Source organism: Streptomyces sp. NPDC044704, assembly GCF_056433525.1.
The window spans coordinates 204,350-221,565 of record NZ_JBWKGY010000009.1; the positions used below are offsets into that span (position 1 = coordinate 204,350).

Annotated in this window: 17 protein-coding genes; 12 read left to right on the forward strand and 5 right to left on the reverse strand. The window is 73.2% G+C overall.

Translation table 11 applies throughout. From position 1 onward, the window contains the following. Positions 1 to 87: 87 nt before the first annotated feature. Positions 88 to 774, reverse strand: a complete 687-nt coding sequence (locus tag AC07B0_RS23175) for a bifunctional DNA primase/polymerase (RefSeq protein WP_356875802.1) — start codon at positions 772 to 774, stop codon at positions 88 to 90. Positions 775 to 988: 214 nt separating this feature from the next. Between AC07B0_RS23175 and AC07B0_RS23180 the strand changes: the two genes are divergently transcribed. The 3 genes from AC07B0_RS23180 (at position 989) to AC07B0_RS23190 (ending at position 4,453) form a co-directional block, all read left to right on the forward strand. Next, positions 989 to 2,371 (forward strand): NsdA family TPR-like regulatory protein, encoded by a 1,383-nt coding sequence (locus AC07B0_RS23180; RefSeq protein WP_356875800.1) that lies wholly within the window; start codon positions 989 to 991, stop codon positions 2,369 to 2,371. Between the two features lie 82 nt (positions 2,372 to 2,453). Beyond that, positions 2,454 to 4,025 (forward strand): hypothetical protein, encoded by a 1,572-nt coding sequence (locus AC07B0_RS23185; protein ID WP_478898833.1) that lies wholly within the window; start codon positions 2,454 to 2,456, stop codon positions 4,023 to 4,025. Beyond that, on the forward strand, positions 4,022 to 4,453 hold the full coding sequence (locus AC07B0_RS23190) for a hypothetical protein (RefSeq protein WP_467296595.1): 432 nt from the start codon (positions 4,022 to 4,024) through the stop codon (positions 4,451 to 4,453). Before AC07B0_RS23185 ends, AC07B0_RS23190 begins: the two co-directional genes overlap by 4 nt. A gap of 211 nt (positions 4,454 to 4,664) precedes the next feature. Here the strand turns inward: AC07B0_RS23190 and AC07B0_RS23195 are convergent, their stop codons facing one another. After that, complete coding sequence (locus tag AC07B0_RS23195) at positions 4,665 to 6,035, reverse strand: ABC transporter substrate-binding protein (RefSeq protein WP_478898834.1); 1,371 nt, start codon at positions 6,033 to 6,035, stop codon at positions 4,665 to 4,667. A 252-nt stretch (positions 6,036 to 6,287) separates the two neighbouring features. On the opposite strand from AC07B0_RS23195, the gene AC07B0_RS23200 reads away from it, so the two are divergent. Beyond that, positions 6,288 to 6,734: an SCO4402 family protein gene (locus tag AC07B0_RS23200; RefSeq protein ID WP_356875994.1), complete on the forward strand. Its 447-nt coding sequence runs from the start codon at positions 6,288 to 6,290 to the stop codon at positions 6,732 to 6,734. A gap of 14 nt (positions 6,735 to 6,748) precedes the next feature. Next, positions 6,749 to 7,624, forward strand: a complete 876-nt coding sequence (purU, locus tag AC07B0_RS23205) for a formyltetrahydrofolate deformylase (RefSeq protein ID WP_356875792.1) — start codon at positions 6,749 to 6,751, stop codon at positions 7,622 to 7,624. 66 nt (positions 7,625 to 7,690) lie between these two features. On the opposite strand, the gene AC07B0_RS23210 is transcribed toward purU, so the two are convergent. Both AC07B0_RS23210 and AC07B0_RS23215 read right to left on the reverse strand, forming a co-directional pair. Continuing rightward, complete coding sequence (locus AC07B0_RS23210) at positions 7,691 to 8,950, reverse strand: maleylpyruvate isomerase N-terminal domain-containing protein (RefSeq protein ID WP_478898835.1); 1,260 nt, start codon at positions 8,948 to 8,950, stop codon at positions 7,691 to 7,693. Next, positions 8,947 to 9,522, reverse strand: coding sequence for a sigma-70 family RNA polymerase sigma factor (locus AC07B0_RS23215; protein WP_356875788.1), 576 nt, complete (start codon positions 9,520 to 9,522; stop codon positions 8,947 to 8,949). The genes AC07B0_RS23210 and AC07B0_RS23215 overlap by 4 nt, the downstream gene beginning before the upstream one ends. Before the next feature lie 305 nt (positions 9,523 to 9,827). Between AC07B0_RS23215 and AC07B0_RS23220 the strand changes: the two genes are divergently transcribed. Further along, positions 9,828 to 10,343 carry an EF-hand domain-containing protein gene (locus AC07B0_RS23220; protein ID WP_356875786.1) on the forward strand — a complete coding sequence of 172 codons (516 nt, stop codon included), beginning with the start codon at positions 9,828 to 9,830 and terminating at the stop codon, positions 10,341 to 10,343. A 67-nt stretch (positions 10,344 to 10,410) separates the two neighbouring features. On the opposite strand, the gene AC07B0_RS23225 is transcribed toward AC07B0_RS23220, so the two are convergent. Continuing rightward, the gene (locus AC07B0_RS23225) at positions 10,411 to 11,958 is read right to left on the reverse strand and encodes a class I adenylate-forming enzyme family protein (RefSeq protein WP_478898836.1); all 1,548 of its coding nucleotides are present in this window, start codon (positions 11,956 to 11,958) and stop codon (positions 10,411 to 10,413) included. A gap of 139 nt (positions 11,959 to 12,097) precedes the next feature. Between AC07B0_RS23225 and AC07B0_RS23230 the strand changes: the two genes are divergently transcribed. The 6 genes from AC07B0_RS23230 (at position 12,098) to AC07B0_RS23255 (ending at position 17,206) form a co-directional block, all read left to right on the forward strand. Beyond that, on the forward strand, positions 12,098 to 13,306 hold the full coding sequence (locus tag AC07B0_RS23230; protein ID WP_356875782.1) for an amidohydrolase family protein: 1,209 nt from the start codon (positions 12,098 to 12,100) through the stop codon (positions 13,304 to 13,306). Beyond that, positions 13,306 to 14,460 carry an acyl-CoA dehydrogenase gene (locus tag AC07B0_RS23235; protein ID WP_356875780.1) on the forward strand — a complete coding sequence of 385 codons (1,155 nt, stop codon included), beginning with the start codon at positions 13,306 to 13,308 and terminating at the stop codon, positions 14,458 to 14,460. The genes AC07B0_RS23230 and AC07B0_RS23235 overlap by 1 nt, the downstream gene beginning before the upstream one ends. 6 nt (positions 14,461 to 14,466) lie before the next feature. Continuing rightward, positions 14,467 to 15,477 carry an acyl-CoA dehydrogenase family protein gene (locus tag AC07B0_RS23240; protein WP_478898837.1) on the forward strand — a complete coding sequence of 337 codons (1,011 nt, stop codon included), beginning with the start codon at positions 14,467 to 14,469 and terminating at the stop codon, positions 15,475 to 15,477. 327 nt (positions 15,478 to 15,804) lie between these two features. Then, positions 15,805 to 16,254 carry an ATP-binding protein gene (locus AC07B0_RS23245; protein WP_356875776.1) on the forward strand — a complete coding sequence of 150 codons (450 nt, stop codon included), beginning with the start codon at positions 15,805 to 15,807 and terminating at the stop codon, positions 16,252 to 16,254. Between the two features lie 202 nt (positions 16,255 to 16,456). After that, positions 16,457 to 16,882: a hypothetical protein gene (locus AC07B0_RS23250; protein WP_469380680.1), complete on the forward strand. Its 426-nt coding sequence runs from the start codon at positions 16,457 to 16,459 to the stop codon at positions 16,880 to 16,882. A gap of 249 nt (positions 16,883 to 17,131) precedes the next feature. Beyond that, positions 17,132 to 17,206 (forward strand): tryptorubin family RiPP precursor, encoded by a 75-nt coding sequence (locus AC07B0_RS23255; RefSeq protein ID WP_467296648.1) that lies wholly within the window; start codon positions 17,132 to 17,134, stop codon positions 17,204 to 17,206. Positions 17,207 to 17,216: the final 10 nt, after the last annotated feature.

The following is a 17,216-nucleotide window of genomic DNA, read 5'->3' on the forward strand; positions in this document are numbered from 1 at the left end:
TAGGAGCAGGGGCGCAGGCCTGAGCAGTTACTTATGTCATGAACTTGAGGACGGGCGGCGGACGGGCGGCGGGGGAGCGGGCCGGCCTCAGGCCCCCCGGCGGCCGCGGGCGGCGGCGGCCTCGCTGCCGCACGCGTACGCGAGGGCGTCGATCAGCTCCTCGGTGTCGGGCAGCCACCGGTTCGCGGGCGTGGGCTTGCGGGCCCACTGCACGGGCCCCTTGCCGCCGTAGCGGGTCGGCGGCGCGGCCACGTACTCGCCCTCGCCGCGCGCGGCCAGGTCGATCGCGTGCGGCAGCCAGCCCAGTTTGCGCACCAGGTCCGCCATCTTCGCCCCGGCGCCCGGCAGTACGAAGAACAGCATGCGGTGGTCGGGGGTCAGGGTGACCGGCCCGAGGGTGCGCTGCATCCGCTCCAGCCGGGCCAGGGCCAGGAAGCCGGCGGAGTCCGGGACGTCCAGCACGTCGAACGTCCGCCCGGTCGGCAGCAGGATCGACGCCGCGGGGTGCTTCGCCCAGATCCGGCGGACCCCCACCGCGCTGCCCGAGGCCAGGGCCGCCCAGTCCTTCACCGCCGGATGGGCGCCGGGCGCGGGGCAGTCCGCCGCGCCGCAGGAGCACAGTTCCCGGCCGTCGCCGTGTTCCAGCCACGTACCGGCGAAGACGTCCCAGTGCCGTTCTTCCACGTACCGCACGGCATGGTCGAGCAGCTGATCTCCACGCTGCTGGGGGATGGGCGCGGTCTCCGTGACTCCGATGGTCTCTTCCACGCCCATCACAACTCCCGGGGTCACGGGGGGTTACGGGCGTAAACCAGCCGGTGGACGGTGCATCGATCCTGCATACGGGGCGCACCGGTGCACGGGCGGGGGCGCGTAGGAGGCCGGGGCGCTGTCGTTGGGTAGCGACAAGCGGCAGAGGGGAAGATTCTCCGCACATCAGGCGGGAAGTGATCATTCCAACGATCACCCGCGGCTTCAGGGGGTTTTCATGGCAGCCAGGCCTCTCGTCGCCCGCCAGCCGAACGAACGGCTGCAGGCGCTCATCCAGGAAGCCGGGTGCTCCAATGCCGGGCTCGCCCGGCGGGTCAACATGTGCGGGGCCGAACACGGCCTCGACCTGCGCTACGACAAGACCTCCGTGGCCCGCTGGCTGCGCGGCCAGCAGCCCCGCGGCCGGGCTCCCGGCATCATCGCCGAGGCGCTGGGCCGCAAACTCGGCCGGACCGTCACCATCGACGAGATCGGCATGGCCAACGGCAAGAACCTCGCCTCCGGCGTCGGCCTGCAGTTCTCCCCGACCGTCATCGGCGCCATCGAGCAGGTCTGCGAGCTGTGGCGCAGCGACGTCGGCCGCCGCGACTTCCTGTCCGGGTCCAGCGTGGCGGCTTCGGCGCTGGTCGAGCCCAGCCGCGACTGGCTGATCACCGGCGCCGACCCGCAGGTGGCCCGCAGCGGCGGGGCCCGCGTCGGCATGTCGGACGTGGAGGCGGTACGGGCGACCACCCAGGCCCTCACCGAACTCGACCACCGCTTCGGCAGCGGGCACGTGCGGCCCGTGGTCGTGCACTACCTCAACTCCGTGGTGTCCGGGCTGATCGGCGGCTCCTACCGGGAGCCGGTCGGGCGGGCGCTGTTCGCGGCGGTGGCCCGGCTCACCGAACTCGCCGGGTACATGGCCGTGGACACCGGGCAGCCGGGTCTGGCGCAGCGCTACTACATCCAGGCCCTGCGCCTGGCCCAGGCGGCGGGCGACCGGGCGTACGGGGGCTACGTCCTCGCCGCGTCGATGAGCCACCTCGCCGCCGAGCTGGGCAACCCGCGGGAGATCGCCCAGCTGGCCCGGGCCGCGCAGGAGGGCACGCGCGGGCAGGTCACCCCGAGGGTGGAGGCGATGTTCTACGCCGCCGAGGCGCGCGGGCACGCGCTGCTGGGCGACGCCCGGTCGACGGCGGTGCTGTCCGGGCGGGCGGTCACGGCGCTGGAGCGGGCGGAGCCGGAGTCGGGGGACGACCCGGTCTGGATCCGGCACTTCGAGCACGCGTACCTGGCGGACGAGCTCGCGCACTGCCACCGGGACCTGGGGCAGGCCGACGCGGCGGCGCGGCGTGCGGAGGAGGCGCTGCGGGCCCTGCCCGAGACGAAGGCCCGCCGCCGGGCGATCGGACTGCTGCTGCTGGCGGCCGCGCAGGTCCAGCAGCGGGAGGTGGAGCAGGCCTGCCAGACCGCGACGAAGGCGGCCGAGCTGCTGGAAACGCTGCGCTCGCGCCGCGGCGCCGAGTACCTGGAGGACTTCCGGGTGCGACTGGAGCCGTACCGGGAGGAAGCGGCCGTCAGGGAGTTCGCGGCGCGGCTGGAGGTTCAGGTGGCCTGACACCTGCGCGGAGGGACCGGGTAGCGTGACCCGACGGCTGCCGTAGTTTCGGGAGACGTCGGAGAAGGCAGAAGGAGTCCCGGTGACGCAGAACGGACAAGGGGGCGTCCCCCAGCCCGGGACGCCGGATCCGGCTTCGGGGTACCCGGAACAGCCGTACCCGGAGCCGTACGCCGACCAGTACGCCGACCCGTACGCCGGGCAGGTCCCGCACGGCCCGCAGGTCCCGCAAGGCCCGCAGGGGCAGCAGGCGCCGGGGGCCGGGGAGCCGTGGGGGCCGCCCGCCTACGCGTACCCGCAGCCGGAGCAGTACGGGCAGGGCGACGCGCACGGGCAGGGGGCGCGGCACGAGCCGCAGGAGTACCCGTCCCCGCCGTACGGGCAGCCGGCGTACGAACCGCACCCGCCGCAGGGCCACGTCGTCGGCCCCGGCTTCGAGGGACCGGGGCAGCCCCACGGCTACGGCTACCCGCCGCTGCCCGACGCGGTCACCCAGTACATCGCGCCCGTCCCGGCCCACCCGGCGGAGGACGCGACGCAGTACGTCCCGCCGGTCCCGGCGCAGGGCGGCGAGGACGCGACGCAGTACATACCGCCCGTCCCCGCTCAGGGCGGCGAGGCCGCCACCCAGTACATCCCGCCCGTCCCGGCGCACCCGGGCGAGGACGCGACGCAGTACATTCCGCCGGTCCCGGCCGCCCCGGCGCATCCCGCGCACGCCGCCGAGGACGCCACCCAGTACATCCCGCCCGTCCCGCCGGGCCCCGCGCCCAATGCCGCCGAGGGCTTCGACGGGCTGTTCCGCGGCGACGCGGACACCGCCGGGCACACCCAGCACCTGCCTCCCGTCCAGGAGCCCGTGGCGCGTCCGGCGCCGCGCCGGGCGGCGCCCCCGCCCGCGGCCGCCGCGCAGCAGTTCGCCCCGCGCCGGCCCCAGCCGGGGCAGCCGCAGCAGCAGTACGCGCCCCCGCCCCCTCCGCCGCCCGCGCCGACCGCGCGCCGGATACCGCCGGCGGTCATCGCCGCCGGGGTCATCGGGCTGGCCGTGGCCGGACTCGGCGTCGGCTCGCTGTTCGCCGACGGGAAGGCCCAGAACAACGACCCGGGTGCGGTTGCGGCCCCCGCGCCGGCCGGTTCCGCCGCCTCCGCGGCCGGTGCGGCGCCGGTGGACCCGGCCCGCCCGCAGGCCGTCCAGCTCGACAAGCTCCTCGCGGACAGCAACGACAGCCGGGCCGCCGTGATCAAGGCAGTGGAGGACATCAAGACCTGCAAGAACCTCGACCAGGCGGCCCAGGACCTGCGCGACGCGGCCCGCCAGCGCGAGGGCCTGGTCACCCGGCTCCAGGAGCTCAAGGTGGACAAGCTCCCGGACCACGCGAAGCTCACGGCCTCCCTCAACAAGGCCTGGAAGGCCTCGGCGGACGCCGACAACAGCTACGCGGACTGGGCCGACGACGTGGACGAGGACACCGGCGGCCGCGGCGACAAGGACGACAAGGGCTGCAAGGACGGCAAGGCGAGGTCCACCGACAACGCCGCCGACGGCAACCGTTCCAGCGGCGAGGCGACCAAAGCCAAGGAGTCCGCCGCGACCCTGTGGAACAGGATCGCGGCCAAGTACGCCCTCACCCAGCGCGACAAGTCCCAGCTGTGAGCCGAAGGGCCGTATGGGAGGCGCTGTTCGGCGCCCGGCCGGCGGAACCCCGGCCGGGCCCGGACGCGGCGGAGCCGCTGGACCTGACGAAGATCACGGCGACGCTGGGCCGGAACATGGACCGGCTCGACGGGGACTTCAGCGCGGAGGCCATCCGGACCCTGGGGAACCCCGTCCCGATGCTGGTCGAGAACAGCGGGACGGAGCTCCTGGAGCTGTGGCTGGAGCCCTTCGGACAGGACTACTGGCTCCGGCCCGGCGAGGCCTTCCTCGTGACCTCGTACGGCTCCTGGGACGACCGGCCCTTCGAGATCGCCCACGAGCCGGACCGCATCCAGATCTGGGCCTCCTCCTGCTTCGCCACCGTCACCTTCCGCGACGGCACCGAGGTGCCGGGCGGCCACCAGCGCCCCCGCGAGGAGTACTAGGGCCTGTCGTCAAACTCCCGTCTGCCCCGCGACGCCTGGCACGCGCTCTCGCCGCACCGGGCGAAAGCCAAGTACGTCCAGTACGCGGGCTTCCGCCCGGCGCACCGAGAGCACGCACCAGACGCCGCAGGGCCGCCCTCCGGGCGACGACGGGAGTTTGACGACAGGCCCTAGTTCCGGTCCGGCACCAGGGGAGCTGACCCGGCGCGCGTCAGGTGGAGCGGGGAGCCCCTTCGAGCGTCGGGGTCATGTCCAGGGACTGTTCGCCGGGCTGGGCGACGAGGCGGCCCGCCTGGACGATCTGGAAGGTGACCCGCCCGTTGACCAGGCGCGGGAAGCCCGCGACGGCGCGCATGTCCTGGTAGCGCCAGCTCAGGTCGGGGGTCAGGCCGCCGGTCCCGACGCTCTCGGACTGGTTCAGCGCCCGGGCGACCTTGCGCGCCGTGACCGCCTCGTCGTCCTCGAAGCGCTTCAGGACCTCGTTCAGCACCGTGTACGCGATCCAGGTGGTCTGCGCCCCGCTGTCGTCGGGGTCCACGCTGTCGTCACCGAAGGCCTGCTCGGAGATCACCTTGCGCATCGGCGCCCAGAGCGGGTCGCTGGACACCGGGTACCAGCTGGTGAGGTACGCGCCCTCGAAGGGGCTCTCCTTGCCGCCGGTGCGGTCGACCAGGGCCTGGCTGACGCTGCCCAGGACGGAGGAGATCTGCGGGTTGCGGTGCTGGCCGTCGATGCGGCGGAAGGCGTCGAAGAAGGTCTCGGTGCGTTCGCCCAGGACCGCGGTCACGCAGTTCCGGTTGTCCTTGCCCTCCGCCTTCTCGCCCTTGTCCGCCTTCTCCTTGGGGTCCTTCGCGGTGGCGCCGCCGGACGGGGTGCCGGAGGGGGTGCCCGACGGGGCGGGTGCGGGGGAGCCGGACAGGGCCTCGCGGGCCTGCGGCGTGAGGTCGGCGGAGTCCTCGGCGGCCCGGATGTCGGAGGCCTCCGGCATCTTGTTGGCCTTCAGCCCGGCGTTGAGCAGCACCGGCATGCTGTCCCCGGCGAGGGTGTCGGGACGCACCAGGGACACCTGGGCGCAGGCCCGGCCCAGCTGGTGGCCGGCGCCGGCCAGCAGGACGGGCTGGCCGCCGTTGACCGGGTAGGACAGGGTGCTCTGGAACTCTTCGGCGGAGACCCCGTAGCCGCCGATGAAGGGGATGCCCTCGGCCTCCAGCGGGGCCATGAAGGCGCGCCCGTGCTGACTGTAGGAGCCGACGACGGCCACGGCCTTCTCGGAGATGGCCTTGCGGGCGCAGTCGGCGGCGCCCGTCGGGGTGTTCTTCTCGTTGCAGGTCAGCACCCGCAGCTTGCGGCCGTTGATGCCGCCGTTGTCGTTCACCCAGCGCTCGTACGCCTTGGCCATGCCCGGCATTCCGGGCATGTTGGTCGCTTTGGTGTCGATGGGGGCGAACGTCATGACGGTGAGGGTGTCCCCGGAACCCCCCGGCCCTCCGGGGACCACCCCGCACGAGACGGTGAGACACGCGCCCGTCGCCACGGCAAGAAGGGTCCGGGAGAAGGGGGTTGGGTTTCGCCGTCTGGTCATGTCCACCGACCATTCCGCCCCACGGGGAACTCGGTGGTGAGGTGTACATAACATCCGGTGACGCGGAGGTGAATTACCGGGAGACACGGCCGGACGCGGACCGGACGCGGGCCGGGCGCGACCCGGACCCGGGCCGGGCGCGGGCCGCCCCGGGTGCTTCAAGATCGCGCCAAGGGGGAACGTACGATCGAAAGCGTGACATTCGCCCAAGGTTCGAAGAACTCTTCCCGCCGCGGCGGCCGCTCCTCCACCATGGGCGGCATGCCCCTCAACGACATGCCGTGGTGGCGCTGGCGCGGAAACGTGCGCTCGGCGCTGCACATGCTTTCCGACCCGCGGTTCCAGGAAGAGGTCTGGCTGGCCGGTGCCGAAGGGTACGGGGACGTCACCGACGCCGTGTACCGGCTCGTCGAGGACACCTGGCTCGACAGCTGGTCCGCCGACAAGTACGTCGGCACGATCTTCCGCGACGCGCAGGAGGCGGCCGCCGTCGACCTCGCCGTGCTGCGGGTGCTGCGGATCCTGCACCAGGTCGGCCCGGACGCGCCCGTCTCCGTCTACCTGGAGCACCCCGCGTGGCCCGAGGCGGTACAGGCGGCCCGCGAGGCGCACGTACGGATGGCCACCTCGGACGGGGACGATCCGGACGAGCGGCCCAGCTCCGTGGAAGTGCTGAGGATGCTCACCCGCCTGGTGTGAAAGGCTATGCGGTCATGAGCGACCCGCAGCCCGAGGCACAGCCCCAGCAGTACGTCCTGACCGTGTCCTGCCCCGACAAGCAGGGCATCGTGCACGCCGTGTCGAGTTACCTCTTCATGACCGGCTGCAACATCGTGGACAGCCAGCAGTTCGGAGACCGGGAGACCGGCCTGTTCTTCATGCGGGTGCACTTCGAGGCCGAGCCGGCGCTGACCGTCGAGAAGCTGCGCGCCAGCTTCGCCGCGATCGGCGACTCCTTCCGGATGGAATGGCAGATCCACCGCTCCGACGAGCGCATGCGGATCGTGCTGATGGTGTCGAAGTTCGGCCACTGCCTGAACGACCTGCTGTTCCGTTCGCGGATCGGCGCGCTGCCGGTGGAGATCGCGGCGGTCGTCTCGAACCACACCGACTTCGCGGAGCTGGTCGGCTCGTACGACGTGCCGTTCGTGCACATCCCGGTGACGAAGGACACGAAGGCGGCCGCCGAGGCGGAGCTGCTGGAGCTGGTGCGCGCGCAGAACGTCGAGCTGGTCGTCCTCGCCCGCTACATGCAGGTGCTGTCGGACACCCTGTGCAAGGAGCTCAGCGGGCGGATCATCAACATCCACCACTCCTTCCTGCCGAGCTTCAAGGGCGCCAAGCCCTACCACCAGGCGCACGCGCGCGGCGTGAAGCTGATCGGCGCGACCGCCCACTACGTGACGGCCGACCTCGACGAGGGCCCGATCATCGAGCAGGAGGTCGAGCGGGTCGGCCACGAGGTGACCCCGGACCAGCTGGTCGCCATCGGCCGCGACGTGGAGTGCCAGGCGCTGGCCCGCGCGGTGAAGTGGCACAGCGAGCACCGCGTCCTGCTGAACGGCTCCCGCACGGTCGTCTTCGCCTGAGCCCCGGCCGGGCGGCCCCCGGCCTTCCCCGGGTCCCGGGCCGGGACCCGGGGCCGACGACGCTCCCTAGAGCCGGCTGAGGGAGGCCGCGGCGAACAGGACGTCGCGGATCGCCTCGCGGTCGCCGGTCTGGCCCACGGCGGCCTCCTCCGGGGAGATGTGCCCGGCGGCCAGCTGACAGAACTCGATGCCGTCCAGCGCCACCTCCGCCACCGTGTGCTCCCGCGAGGGCTTCGCGGCGGGGGAGTCCAGGGCGATGTCCCAGCCACCGCCGCCCGCGCCCTCGATCTCCAGGTGCAGCGTCCGCCCCGGTGCGCCCGCCGCGACCAGCCCGCGCGCCGGACCCGCCAGCCCCGAGCGGCGCCGGTCCGCCAGGGCGCCCGGCAGCAGCCGCGCCGCGAGGTCGATCATCCCGTACAGGTGCGGGCCCGACGGCGGCTCGTACGGGTAGTCCACCGCCTCCGCGATGTCCCAGGCGTGCACCCAGCACTCGAAGGCCCGCTCCAGGAACGCGTCCCCGAGGGGCAGCGCGAACCCGCCGTAGTCCACGGCCAGTTCGGCGACGCCCCGGCCCGCGAAGGAGACCGTACGGACCAGGGTGTGCCCCTGCTCCCGCCACGGCTCGCGGACCTGGCGGGTGGCCGGGTACGGGGAGGAGTTCCAGAAGTGCTCGGTGCGGCCCACCGGATCGCCCGGCGGGGCGTCCCGGCCCAGCGGGTCGTCGAGGCCGAGCGCGGTCGCCACGAGCCCGTCCACCGACATCAGGTGGCCGATCACCCCCGCCACCGTCGTCCGGCGGGAGCGCCGCTGCTCCTCCTCGAACCACTTCAGCCGCACGGGCGTGTGCCACTCGGAGTCCCCGAAGTCCCGCAGCAGCGCGTCGAGCCGCGCCGTCTCGGTGTCGTACGGGTTCGCCCACACCGGCACCGGGATCCGCGCCGGGCGCTTGCCCAGGCAGTCCTCCAGCACCCGCGAGCGCAGCAGCGGCTTGAGGTCCAGGCTCTCCTCCGGGTGCAGCAGCCCGACCGCGTCGCGCAGCCGCAGCGCCTCCTCGGCGCAGGGCGCGCACTCGGTGAGGTGGTCCTCGACGGCCTGGGTCTCCTCGGCGGAGCAGGCGGCGAGCGCCCACGCCCCGAGCAGGGACTTCAGTACGGCGTGCGAGGGCGCGGGGGCGGGCGGCGCGGGCGGCGGACCGTCGGCCGGCTGCGGCAGCGGGTGGGGCGGGCGCAGGTCGTCGCCCGCCGCGCGCGGGCCGGGTATCCGGGCCGGACCGCCCGCCGGGCGCTCGTAGGCGTCGTCGGGGAGCTCTTCGGAGGGGCCGGTCATCGGGGCGTTCCGTATTCGCGTGAGCCGCAGGGCGGGGCGGTGTCCTCCCGGGGGAGGACGTTGGCGGTCGACAGCAGCTGGAGGCCGAGCCGCAGCCGGCGCCGCGCCTCGTCCTCGCTGATCTGCAGGTCGGCGGCGGCCTGCCGGTAGTCGCGGCGTTTGAAGTAGGCCAGTTCCAGGGCGGCCCGCAGCGGGGCGGGCATGGAGGTGACGATGTAGTCGGCGCGGGCTGCCGCGTTGGCGCTGCGGACCTTCTGCTCCAGCTCCTCCCGGGAGCCGCGGCCGAGCTCGGCCTGCCGCAGCCGGGCCACGGCCTGGCCCTGGGTGATCCGGGCGACCCAGGACCGCATGGAGCCCTGTTTCGGGTCGTAGGCGTCCGGGTTCTCCCAGATGTAGCCGAAGACCTCGCGGGTGATGCGGTCGGCCGCGACCTCGTCGCCCAGCACCCGGTGCGCGAGGCTGTGCACGAGGGAGGCGAACCGGTCGTACAGCTCTCCGAGCGCCGCCGCCTCTCCGCGGGCGAGGCGTTGCTGCATGCGTCGGTCCCAGCGCGGTGGAACGTCCTTCGCCATGAGGCCCCCTGCCGTGTGTCGACCCGTCGAATGTAGTGCGCACCTGCCGGAGCGCGCCTGTTTTGGCGGAAGCCCGCCCCGGAAGGGTGGACCGTGCTACGCCGTCGACCGGCCCGCCGTCCGTGCCGGCGTGACACCTACCCCGCGCTGGCACACGCATACGCGCCCCGCCGCGCTCCCCGTGCGCGGGTTCGATGCGGCCACCTGCTTGACCGCTTCGCTTAACGCTCAGGCCACCGAGGGCTTACGCTCCTGCCTTGTCTTGAACTGCACCCCATCGCACACGTGAAGGCGGAACGCCGCATATGGACAGCGCAGAATACGAGCGCAAGATTGCCGCCCGATTCGCCACCTTCGACCAGGACGGGTCCGGCTACATCGACCGGGAGGACTTCAGTACGGCCGCGAAGGCAGTGCTGGCCGAATTCGGCACCACCGCACGGTCGGACAAGGGCCAGGCCGTCTTCAACGGCGCCGAGGCGTTCTGGCAGGGCATGGCCGGGATCGCCGACGTCGACGGGGACCAGCGGGTGTCCCGCGAGGAGTTCGTCACCGGCGCCGCGAAGCGGCTGCGGGACAGCCCGGACCGGTTCGCGGAGATCGCCCGGCCGTTCCTCGCCGCGGTGATCGCGGTCGCGGACGAGGACGGCGCGGGTCCCACCCCGGAGGCCGCGGCCCGCGTCCTGCGCGTCCTCGGGACCCCGGCCGAGCTGGCCGGCCAGGTCGCGTCGGCCCTCGACGCGGACGGCGACGGCCGCATCTCCGAGGACGAGATCCTGCGGGCCTTCGCGGGCTACTGCGGGGTGGACCCGGACGCCTAGACCGTGTCGCCCGGCGGCCGTCGCCGGGCGAGCCGACGGACCGGCGCTCGCGTGACCTCCTCGGGGGTCACGCGTAGCGCTCGCGCAGTTGGTACTTGAGGACCTTGCGCAGGGCGTCGTTGCGGGGGAGCGCGTCGACCAGTTCCAGCTGCTCGGGCAGTTTGTGGGGGGCGAGCCCCTGGGAACGCAGGTGGGCGGTCAGCTGGGGGAGGGTCAGCGGAGCCGCGCCCGGCGGCTGTTCGACGACGGCGCAGACGCGCTCGCCGCGTTCGGGGTCCGGCAGTCCGATGACGGCGACGTCGCCGACGGCGGGGAGGGCGTGGAGGAGGTCCTCGATCTCCTTCGCCGAGATGTTCTCGCCCTTGCGGATGATGACGTCCTTGCTGCGGCCGGTGAGGACCAGGTGGCCGTCGGCGGTGAGGTGGCCGAGGTCGCCGGTGATCAGGTAGCCGTCGGCGTCGAAGACCCCGGCGGTGTCCTCGCGCCCCAGGTAGCCCTGGCAGACGGCTTCGCCGCGCAGCCGGACCTCGCCGTCCGTGCCGGCGGGCAGGAGGGCGCCGTCGGGTCCGGTGATGCGGATGGACATGCCCGCCGGCGGGCGGCCCTCGGTGGTGGCGAGGTTCTCCGGGGTGTCGTCCGGCGCCCCCATGGTGATCATGGGGACCTCGGTCATGCCGTAGCCGTGGGTGAGCTGGCACCCCAGTTCGCGGACCACCGCGTGGTAGATCTCGGGGGGTTTGGGGGCGCCGCCGCCCGCGAGGAGCCGCAGGCTGGGGATGAGCTTCGTGCCGGGGTCCTTGCGCTGTTCGGCGAGGAACATCGAGTAGAAGGCGGTGGAGCCGCCGGCGACGGTGACGCGGTGGCGGCGGTAGCCGTCGAGGGCGTCCGGCATCGCGAACTTCTCGAACAGCACCGCCGGGAACCCGTACAGCAGCAGCATCACCGTGTAGTCCGGCCCGGCTATGTGCGCGAAGGGGAAGGCCATCGAGCCGACGTCGGCCGGGGTCAGGCGCAGGGCGTCCGCGAGGCAGGAGCCGCCGGCGATCAGGGAGCGGTCGGTGTGCAGGACGCCCTTGGGGTCGGAGGTGGTGCCCGAGGTCCAGTAGATCCAGCGTACGGAGGTGCCGTCGACGGGCGGCGGGGGCAGGACGGCCGGGTCGTCGTCCGGGAGGCGGTCGTAGGCCTCGAAGACCCCGCGGGCGCCGAGGCGGGCGGCCAGCGCGGTGTGGTCGAAGCCGCGCCAGACGCCGGGCACGGCGAAGAAATCCGCCTTGGACTCGCGCAGCGCGAAGCCGACCTCGCGGTCCCGGTAGAAGGGGATGACGGGCGACTGGACGGCGCCGATCCGGGCCAGGGCGAGGGACAGCAGCACCGTTTCGATGCGGGTGGGCAGCTGCCAGGCGACGACCGTGCCGGGGCGCACCCCCATGGAGTACAGGCCCGCGGCGACGCGTTCGGCGCGGTCGCGCAGGGCGCCGAAGGTGAGGGTGCGGTCGTCGGCGGGGCGGTCGGCGGCCTCGATGAGCACGGGGGCGCCGGGGGTGAGCGCGGCCCGGCGGTCGACCAGCTCCCACAGGGTCCGGGACCGGCTCAGTTCCGTCGCGGTGTCCGTCATCCGGGACCTCCCTGGGGTTCATTCCTGACGGATGGTCAGATCTGGCGGAGAGCGTAGGGCGCCGACGCTTGCCGGTCCAGAGGTGGCGGGGCTAGCTTGTTTCTGACGATCCATCAGATTGGGCGATTGGGGAGACCGAATGGAACTGCCTCGGATCATCAGCGTCGACGACCACGTGATCGAGCCCGCCCACCTCTTCGACGTCTGGCTGCCCGCCAAGTACCGCGACCGCGGACCCCGGCCCCTCACCGCCGGCATCGGCGAGCTGGAGTACACCGGCGGCAAGTACGTCATCACCATGGACCCCGACGGCCCCCCGACCGACTGGTGGATCTACGAGGACCTGAAGTTCCCGTACAAGCGCAACATCGCCGCCGTCGGCTTCGACCGCGACGACATGACCCTGGAGGGCATCACCCGCGACGAGATGCGCCGCGGCTGCTGGGACCCCAAGGCGCGCCTCGCCGACATGGACCTCAACCACGTCGAGGCCTCCCTGTGCTTCCCCACCTTCCCCCGCTTCTGCGGCCAGACCTTCGCCGAGGCCCACGACAAGGAGGTCGCCCTCGCCTGCGTGCGCGCCTACAACGACTGGATGGTCGAGGAGTGGTGCGGCGACAGCGGCGGCCGGCTCATCCCGCTGTGCATCATCCCCCTCTGGGACATCGGCCTCGCCGTCGCCGAGATCCACCGCAACGCCGCCCGCGGCGTCCGCGCGGTCACCTTCTCCGAGATCCCCACCTACCTCGGGCTCCCCTCCATCCACTCCGGCTACTGGGACCCCTTCTTCGCCGCCTGCCAGGAGACCGGCACCGTCGTCAACATGCACATCGGGTCCAGCTCCCAGATGCCCGCCGCCTCCCCCGACGCCCCGCCCGCCGTCCAGGCCTCCCTCAGCTTCAACAACGCCATGGCCTCGATGATGGACTTCCTGTTCAGCGGCGTCCTGGTGAAGTTCCCGACGCTCAAACTGGCCTACAGCGAAGGCCAGATGGGCTGGATCCCCTACGCCCTCGAACGCGCCGACGACGTCTGGCGCGAGCACCGCGCCTGGGGCGGCGTCAAGGACCTGATCCCCGAGCCGCCGTCCACGTACTACTACCGGCAGATGTACTGCTGCTTCTTCCGGGACAAGCACGGCATCGCCTCGCTCGACGTCGTCGGCCGCGACAACGCCACCTTCGAGACCGACTACCCCCACGTCGACTCGACGTTCCCGCACACCAAGGAAGTCGCCCTCGACCACGTCCGCGGCCTCGACGAGGAGACCGTCTACAAGCTCATGCGCGGCAACGCCATCCGCATGCTCGGCCTCCCCCTCGACCAGGACCGCCGGGCAGCCCGCTGATGGACCTGACCTACACCGAAGAGGAACGGGACTTCCGGGCCCGCCTGCGCGAATGGCTTGCCAAGACGCTGCCCGACCTGCCCCCCAAACCCTCCCCGGACGACTGGCCCGCCCGCCGCGCCCACGACCTCGGCTGGCAGCGGCGCCTCCACGACGCCGGCTACGCGGGCCTGCACTGGCCCGTCGACGCCGGCGGACGCGGAGCCACCCCCACCCAGCACCTGATCTTCCTGGAGGAGACCGAACGCGCCGGCGCCCCCTACGTCGGCGCGAACTTCGTCGGGCTCCTCCACGCCGGCCCCACCATCGCCGCCGAGGGCACCGCCGAACAGCGGGCCCGCTGGCTGCCGCCCGTCCTGCGCGGCGACGAGGTCTGGTGCCAGGGCTTCAGCGAACCCGACGCCGGATCCGACCTCGCCGCCCTGCGCACCCGGGCCGTCCGCGACGGCGACGCGTACGTCGTCACCGGCTCGAAGATCTGGACCTCGCACGCCGAGATCGCCGACTGGTGCGAGCTGCTCGTACGGACCGACCCGGCCGCCCCCAAACACCGCGGCATCTCCTGGCTGGCCATGCCGATGGACGCCCCCGGCGTCACCGTACGGCCGCTGCGCACCCTCGCCGGATCCGCCGAGTTCGCGGAGATGTTCCTCGACGAGGTCCGCGTCCCCGTCGGCAACCGGGTCGGCGCCGAGAACGACGGCTGGCGCGTCACCATGGTCACCCTGTCCTTCGAGCGGGGCACCGCCTTCGTCGGCGAGGTCGTCGCCTGCCGCCGCACCCTGGGCGAGCTCGCCCGCGCCGCGCGCGCGAACGGCCGCTGGGACGACCCCGTGCTCCGGCGCCGGCTCGGGAGGCTGTACGGGGAGTTCGGGGCGCTGTGGCGGCTCACGCAGTGGAACGTCAGCGAGGCGCAGCGCTCGGGCGGCGTCCCCGGCACCGGCGGAAGCGTCTTCAAGCTGGCGTACTCCCACGCCCGCCAGGAGCTCTACGACCTCGCCGCCGAGGTGCTGGGCGCGGACTCCCTCGTCCTGGAGGAGGAGTGGGTCCTGGAGCGGCTCTCCTCCCTCTCGTACACGATCGCGGCGGGCACCTCCCAGATCCAGCGGAACATCGTCGCCGAGCGGATCCTCGGCCTGCCGAAGGGGCGGTGAACGGCCGTGGACTTCCAGCCGACCGAGGACCAGCGGGACCTGCGGGCGGGGGTGCGCGAGCTCCTAGCCGGACGGTACGGGAGGGAGCGGCTGCGGGCCGCCGCGGACGGCGGACCGGTCCTCGACCGGGCGCTGTGGCGGGAGCTCGGCGAGGCCGGCCTCTTCGCGCTGCGGCTCCCCGAGGCGCGGGGCGGGGTCGGCCTCGGCCTCCCCGAGGCGGTCCTCGTCTTCGAGGAGGCCGGGCGGGTCCTGCTGCCGGGCCCGCTCGTGGCCACGCACCTGGCCGCCGGGACGGTCCCGGGAGCGGCCGACGGAACCGCCGTGGTCACCGCGCACGACCTCGGCGGGGGCCTCGTGACGTACCTGGCGGAGTCGGACGCGGTCCTGGGCGCGCCCGGCGCCCCGGCCACCCTCTCGGCCGGCGAGGCGGTGCGCTCGGCGGACCCGCTGACCCCGCTGCACCGGGTTCCCGCGCGGGCCGTCCCGGCGGCGGGGACCGACGGGTACCGCGACGCGGGAGCGCTCCTCACGGCGGCGCTCCAGGCGGGCAGCGCGCTGGAGACGCTGGAGCTGGCCGTGCGGTACGCGGGCGGACGGGAACAGTTCGGACAGCCGATCGGCGCCTTCCAGGCCGTCAAGCACCTGTGCGCGCAGATGCTGGTCCGGGCCGAGCTGGCCCGTACGGCGGTGTACGCGGCCGCGGTGACGGCGGAGTCCGCCGGTGGCGCGCCGGCGGAGATCGCCGCGGCCAAGCTGCTCGCGGACGAGGCGGCCGTGGCGAACGCCCGCGACTGCCTCCAGGTGCACGGCGGCATGGGCTTCACCTGGGAGGCGGACGTCCACCTCCACCTGAAGCGGGCCTGGGTGAGGGCGCGGCAGTGGCGGACGGCGGCGCAGGCGGAGGAACTCCTCGCCGCGGACCTCCTGGAGGGGGCGCCGTCGGATGCGGGACCGTCCGGCGGGGGGCTGCCGGAAGCGGGGCCGTCCGGTGCGGGGCCGCTCGTCCCCGGGCCGTAGCGGTCGCTCGCTGTGACGAGAAGGCACGGGAGGGACAGGGCGGGACGCATGTCCGATTACGGAGAGTTGATATCGGTTTGTGTCCTACGCCCACCCCGATCCGGGCCGGAGGCAGGGGTGGGCTCCGGTACGCTCCCACGAATGCGAGCGGTTGAGCGGCGCGAGCGTCGCACAGTATGCACCACGCCTACTTCTTCGCGCTGGAATATGCCCGAAGCGCTTGTTGTGGTGACTGTATGTCAACCATGCTGCACAGCACGGGGATCACGGTCGGTGATCCCATCCCGTCGCGAGGCGAAGTGTCCGCCGGTTCGGATGGTGTGAGCGGTGCAGGTGCTTCAGGTACAGCTGGAGGTAGGACCGGACCCCGCCGAGGTGGGCCGGGCGCGCCGGTGGGCGCGGTCCAGGCTGGCGGGGTCCGGGATAGGGGACGACGAGCCGCTCGCCGAGACGCTGATCCTGCTGATCTCCGAGCTGGTCACGAACGCGGTCGTGCACACGGGCTGTCCGGCCGTGCTGCGGATGCTGTTCGGGGGCCCCGGGGTGCGGGTCGAGGTGGCCGACGCGAGCGACCGGGCGCCGGCCCGGCGGCAGGCCGCCGGGGACGACACGGGCGGGCGCGGGCTGGAGCTCGTGGACGGGCTGGCGGACCGGTGGGGCTGGCAGCGCGAGGGCGCGGGCAAGCGGATCTGGTGCGAGATCGACCGGGCGGAGCCGCGCGAGGCCGGACCCGGCGAAAACTTTGCCCGCCACCGGGAACCGCGCGTGTACCTCTAACGAGGTGTTGACGGTTCGTCACGGGTTGATCACCCTTGTGGTGAGCGATTCGTCGCGAGGGGACGCCAAGGGTCCAGCCTTGACGAGTGCGGGTCGCGGGGTGGCGGCTGCCGTGCCGCGCTCGGGGCGTGCACGGAGGCACGCCGCCACCCGCAGGTTCCCGGCCCCTGCGCCGCGCGGGCCGCGCCGTACGATCGGGCCCATGGCCGACCTTTACGCCCTGGAACTCGCCCTCGACCTCGACGCCGCCACCCCGCAGTGGGTGCTCGACCTCGTCGCCCGCCACCTGACGCCGGAGCCCGACGGCGACGCGTACGCCGACGCGTCCGATGACTGGGACGAGGGGCCGGAAGGGGCGTACGCCGTCAACGTGCTCCAGGGGCGCGGCCCGGCGTACCGGGTCGGCGGGACCTGCCACGCCGACCTGACCCGCACCCCGGACGGCTGGCGGCTCACCGCCCGGCAGGAGATCCACGCGGAGATCCGGCCGGACGTGGAGGGCTTCCTCGCCGCCCTGGCCCCGCACGTCCCGGGCCCCGCCGGCCCGGTCGGCAGCCTGCGCTTCTACGAGGACCCCGACCCGGAGCCGATCGTCCTCGACGCCGCCGGGGCCATCCGGCTCCCCTGACCCGGGACGGGCCGTACGCGGCCGGCCCGGCCGGAACGCATAGGCCGTGGCCGGAAAGGGCTTTGGAGATCGAGACATAAAGATTCAACACCCATTGATCCAAGGCGAGTTGCATGTCTATGGTGGCCGCGCATTCTCAACGGGGCGCCGCCGGACGACTCTTCCCACCGGAAGGGCGGAATTCGACGCCGCTCCGCGACCCGTAATACGGCCACGAGCCATACAGAGGGAAGGGGTACCGCGATGAAGATGCTTTTCGCCATCCGTCACGCTGTTTCCGGTCGGCAGAGCCTCAAGAAGAGCGCCTGGTACATCTGGTACTAGACCGGCACGG

What these genes read in the sequence shown, in the direction of transcription:
- AC07B0_RS23175 (WP_356875802.1), bottom strand. Translation starts at nt 774, where the DNA reads ATGGGCGTGGAAGAGACCATCGGAGTCACGGAGACCGCGCCCATCCCC.
- AC07B0_RS23180 (WP_356875800.1), top strand. Translation starts at nt 989, where the DNA reads ATGGCAGCCAGGCCTCTCGTCGCCCGCCAGCCGAACGAACGGCTGCAG.
- AC07B0_RS23195 (WP_478898834.1), bottom strand. Translation starts at nt 6,035, where the DNA reads ATGACCAGACGGCGAAACCCAACCCCCTTCTCCCGGACCCTTCTTGCC.
- AC07B0_RS23200 (WP_356875994.1), top strand. Translation starts at nt 6,288, where the DNA reads ATGGGCGGCATGCCCCTCAACGACATGCCGTGGTGGCGCTGGCGCGGA.
- purU (WP_356875792.1), top strand. Translation starts at nt 6,749, where the DNA reads ATGAGCGACCCGCAGCCCGAGGCACAGCCCCAGCAGTACGTCCTGACC.
- AC07B0_RS23210 (WP_478898835.1), bottom strand. Translation starts at nt 8,950, where the DNA reads ATGACCGGCCCCTCCGAAGAGCTCCCCGACGACGCCTACGAGCGCCCG.
- AC07B0_RS23215 (WP_356875788.1), bottom strand. Translation starts at nt 9,522, where the DNA reads ATGGCGAAGGACGTTCCACCGCGCTGGGACCGACGCATGCAGCAACGC.
- AC07B0_RS23220 (WP_356875786.1), top strand. Translation starts at nt 9,828, where the DNA reads ATGGACAGCGCAGAATACGAGCGCAAGATTGCCGCCCGATTCGCCACC.
- AC07B0_RS23225 (WP_478898836.1), bottom strand. Translation starts at nt 11,958, where the DNA reads ATGACGGACACCGCGACGGAACTGAGCCGGTCCCGGACCCTGTGGGAG.
- AC07B0_RS23230 (WP_356875782.1), top strand. Translation starts at nt 12,098, where the DNA reads ATGGAACTGCCTCGGATCATCAGCGTCGACGACCACGTGATCGAGCCC.
- AC07B0_RS23235 (WP_356875780.1), top strand. Translation starts at nt 13,306, where the DNA reads ATGGACCTGACCTACACCGAAGAGGAACGGGACTTCCGGGCCCGCCTG.
- AC07B0_RS23250 (WP_469380680.1), top strand. Translation starts at nt 16,457, where the DNA reads ATGGCCGACCTTTACGCCCTGGAACTCGCCCTCGACCTCGACGCCGCC.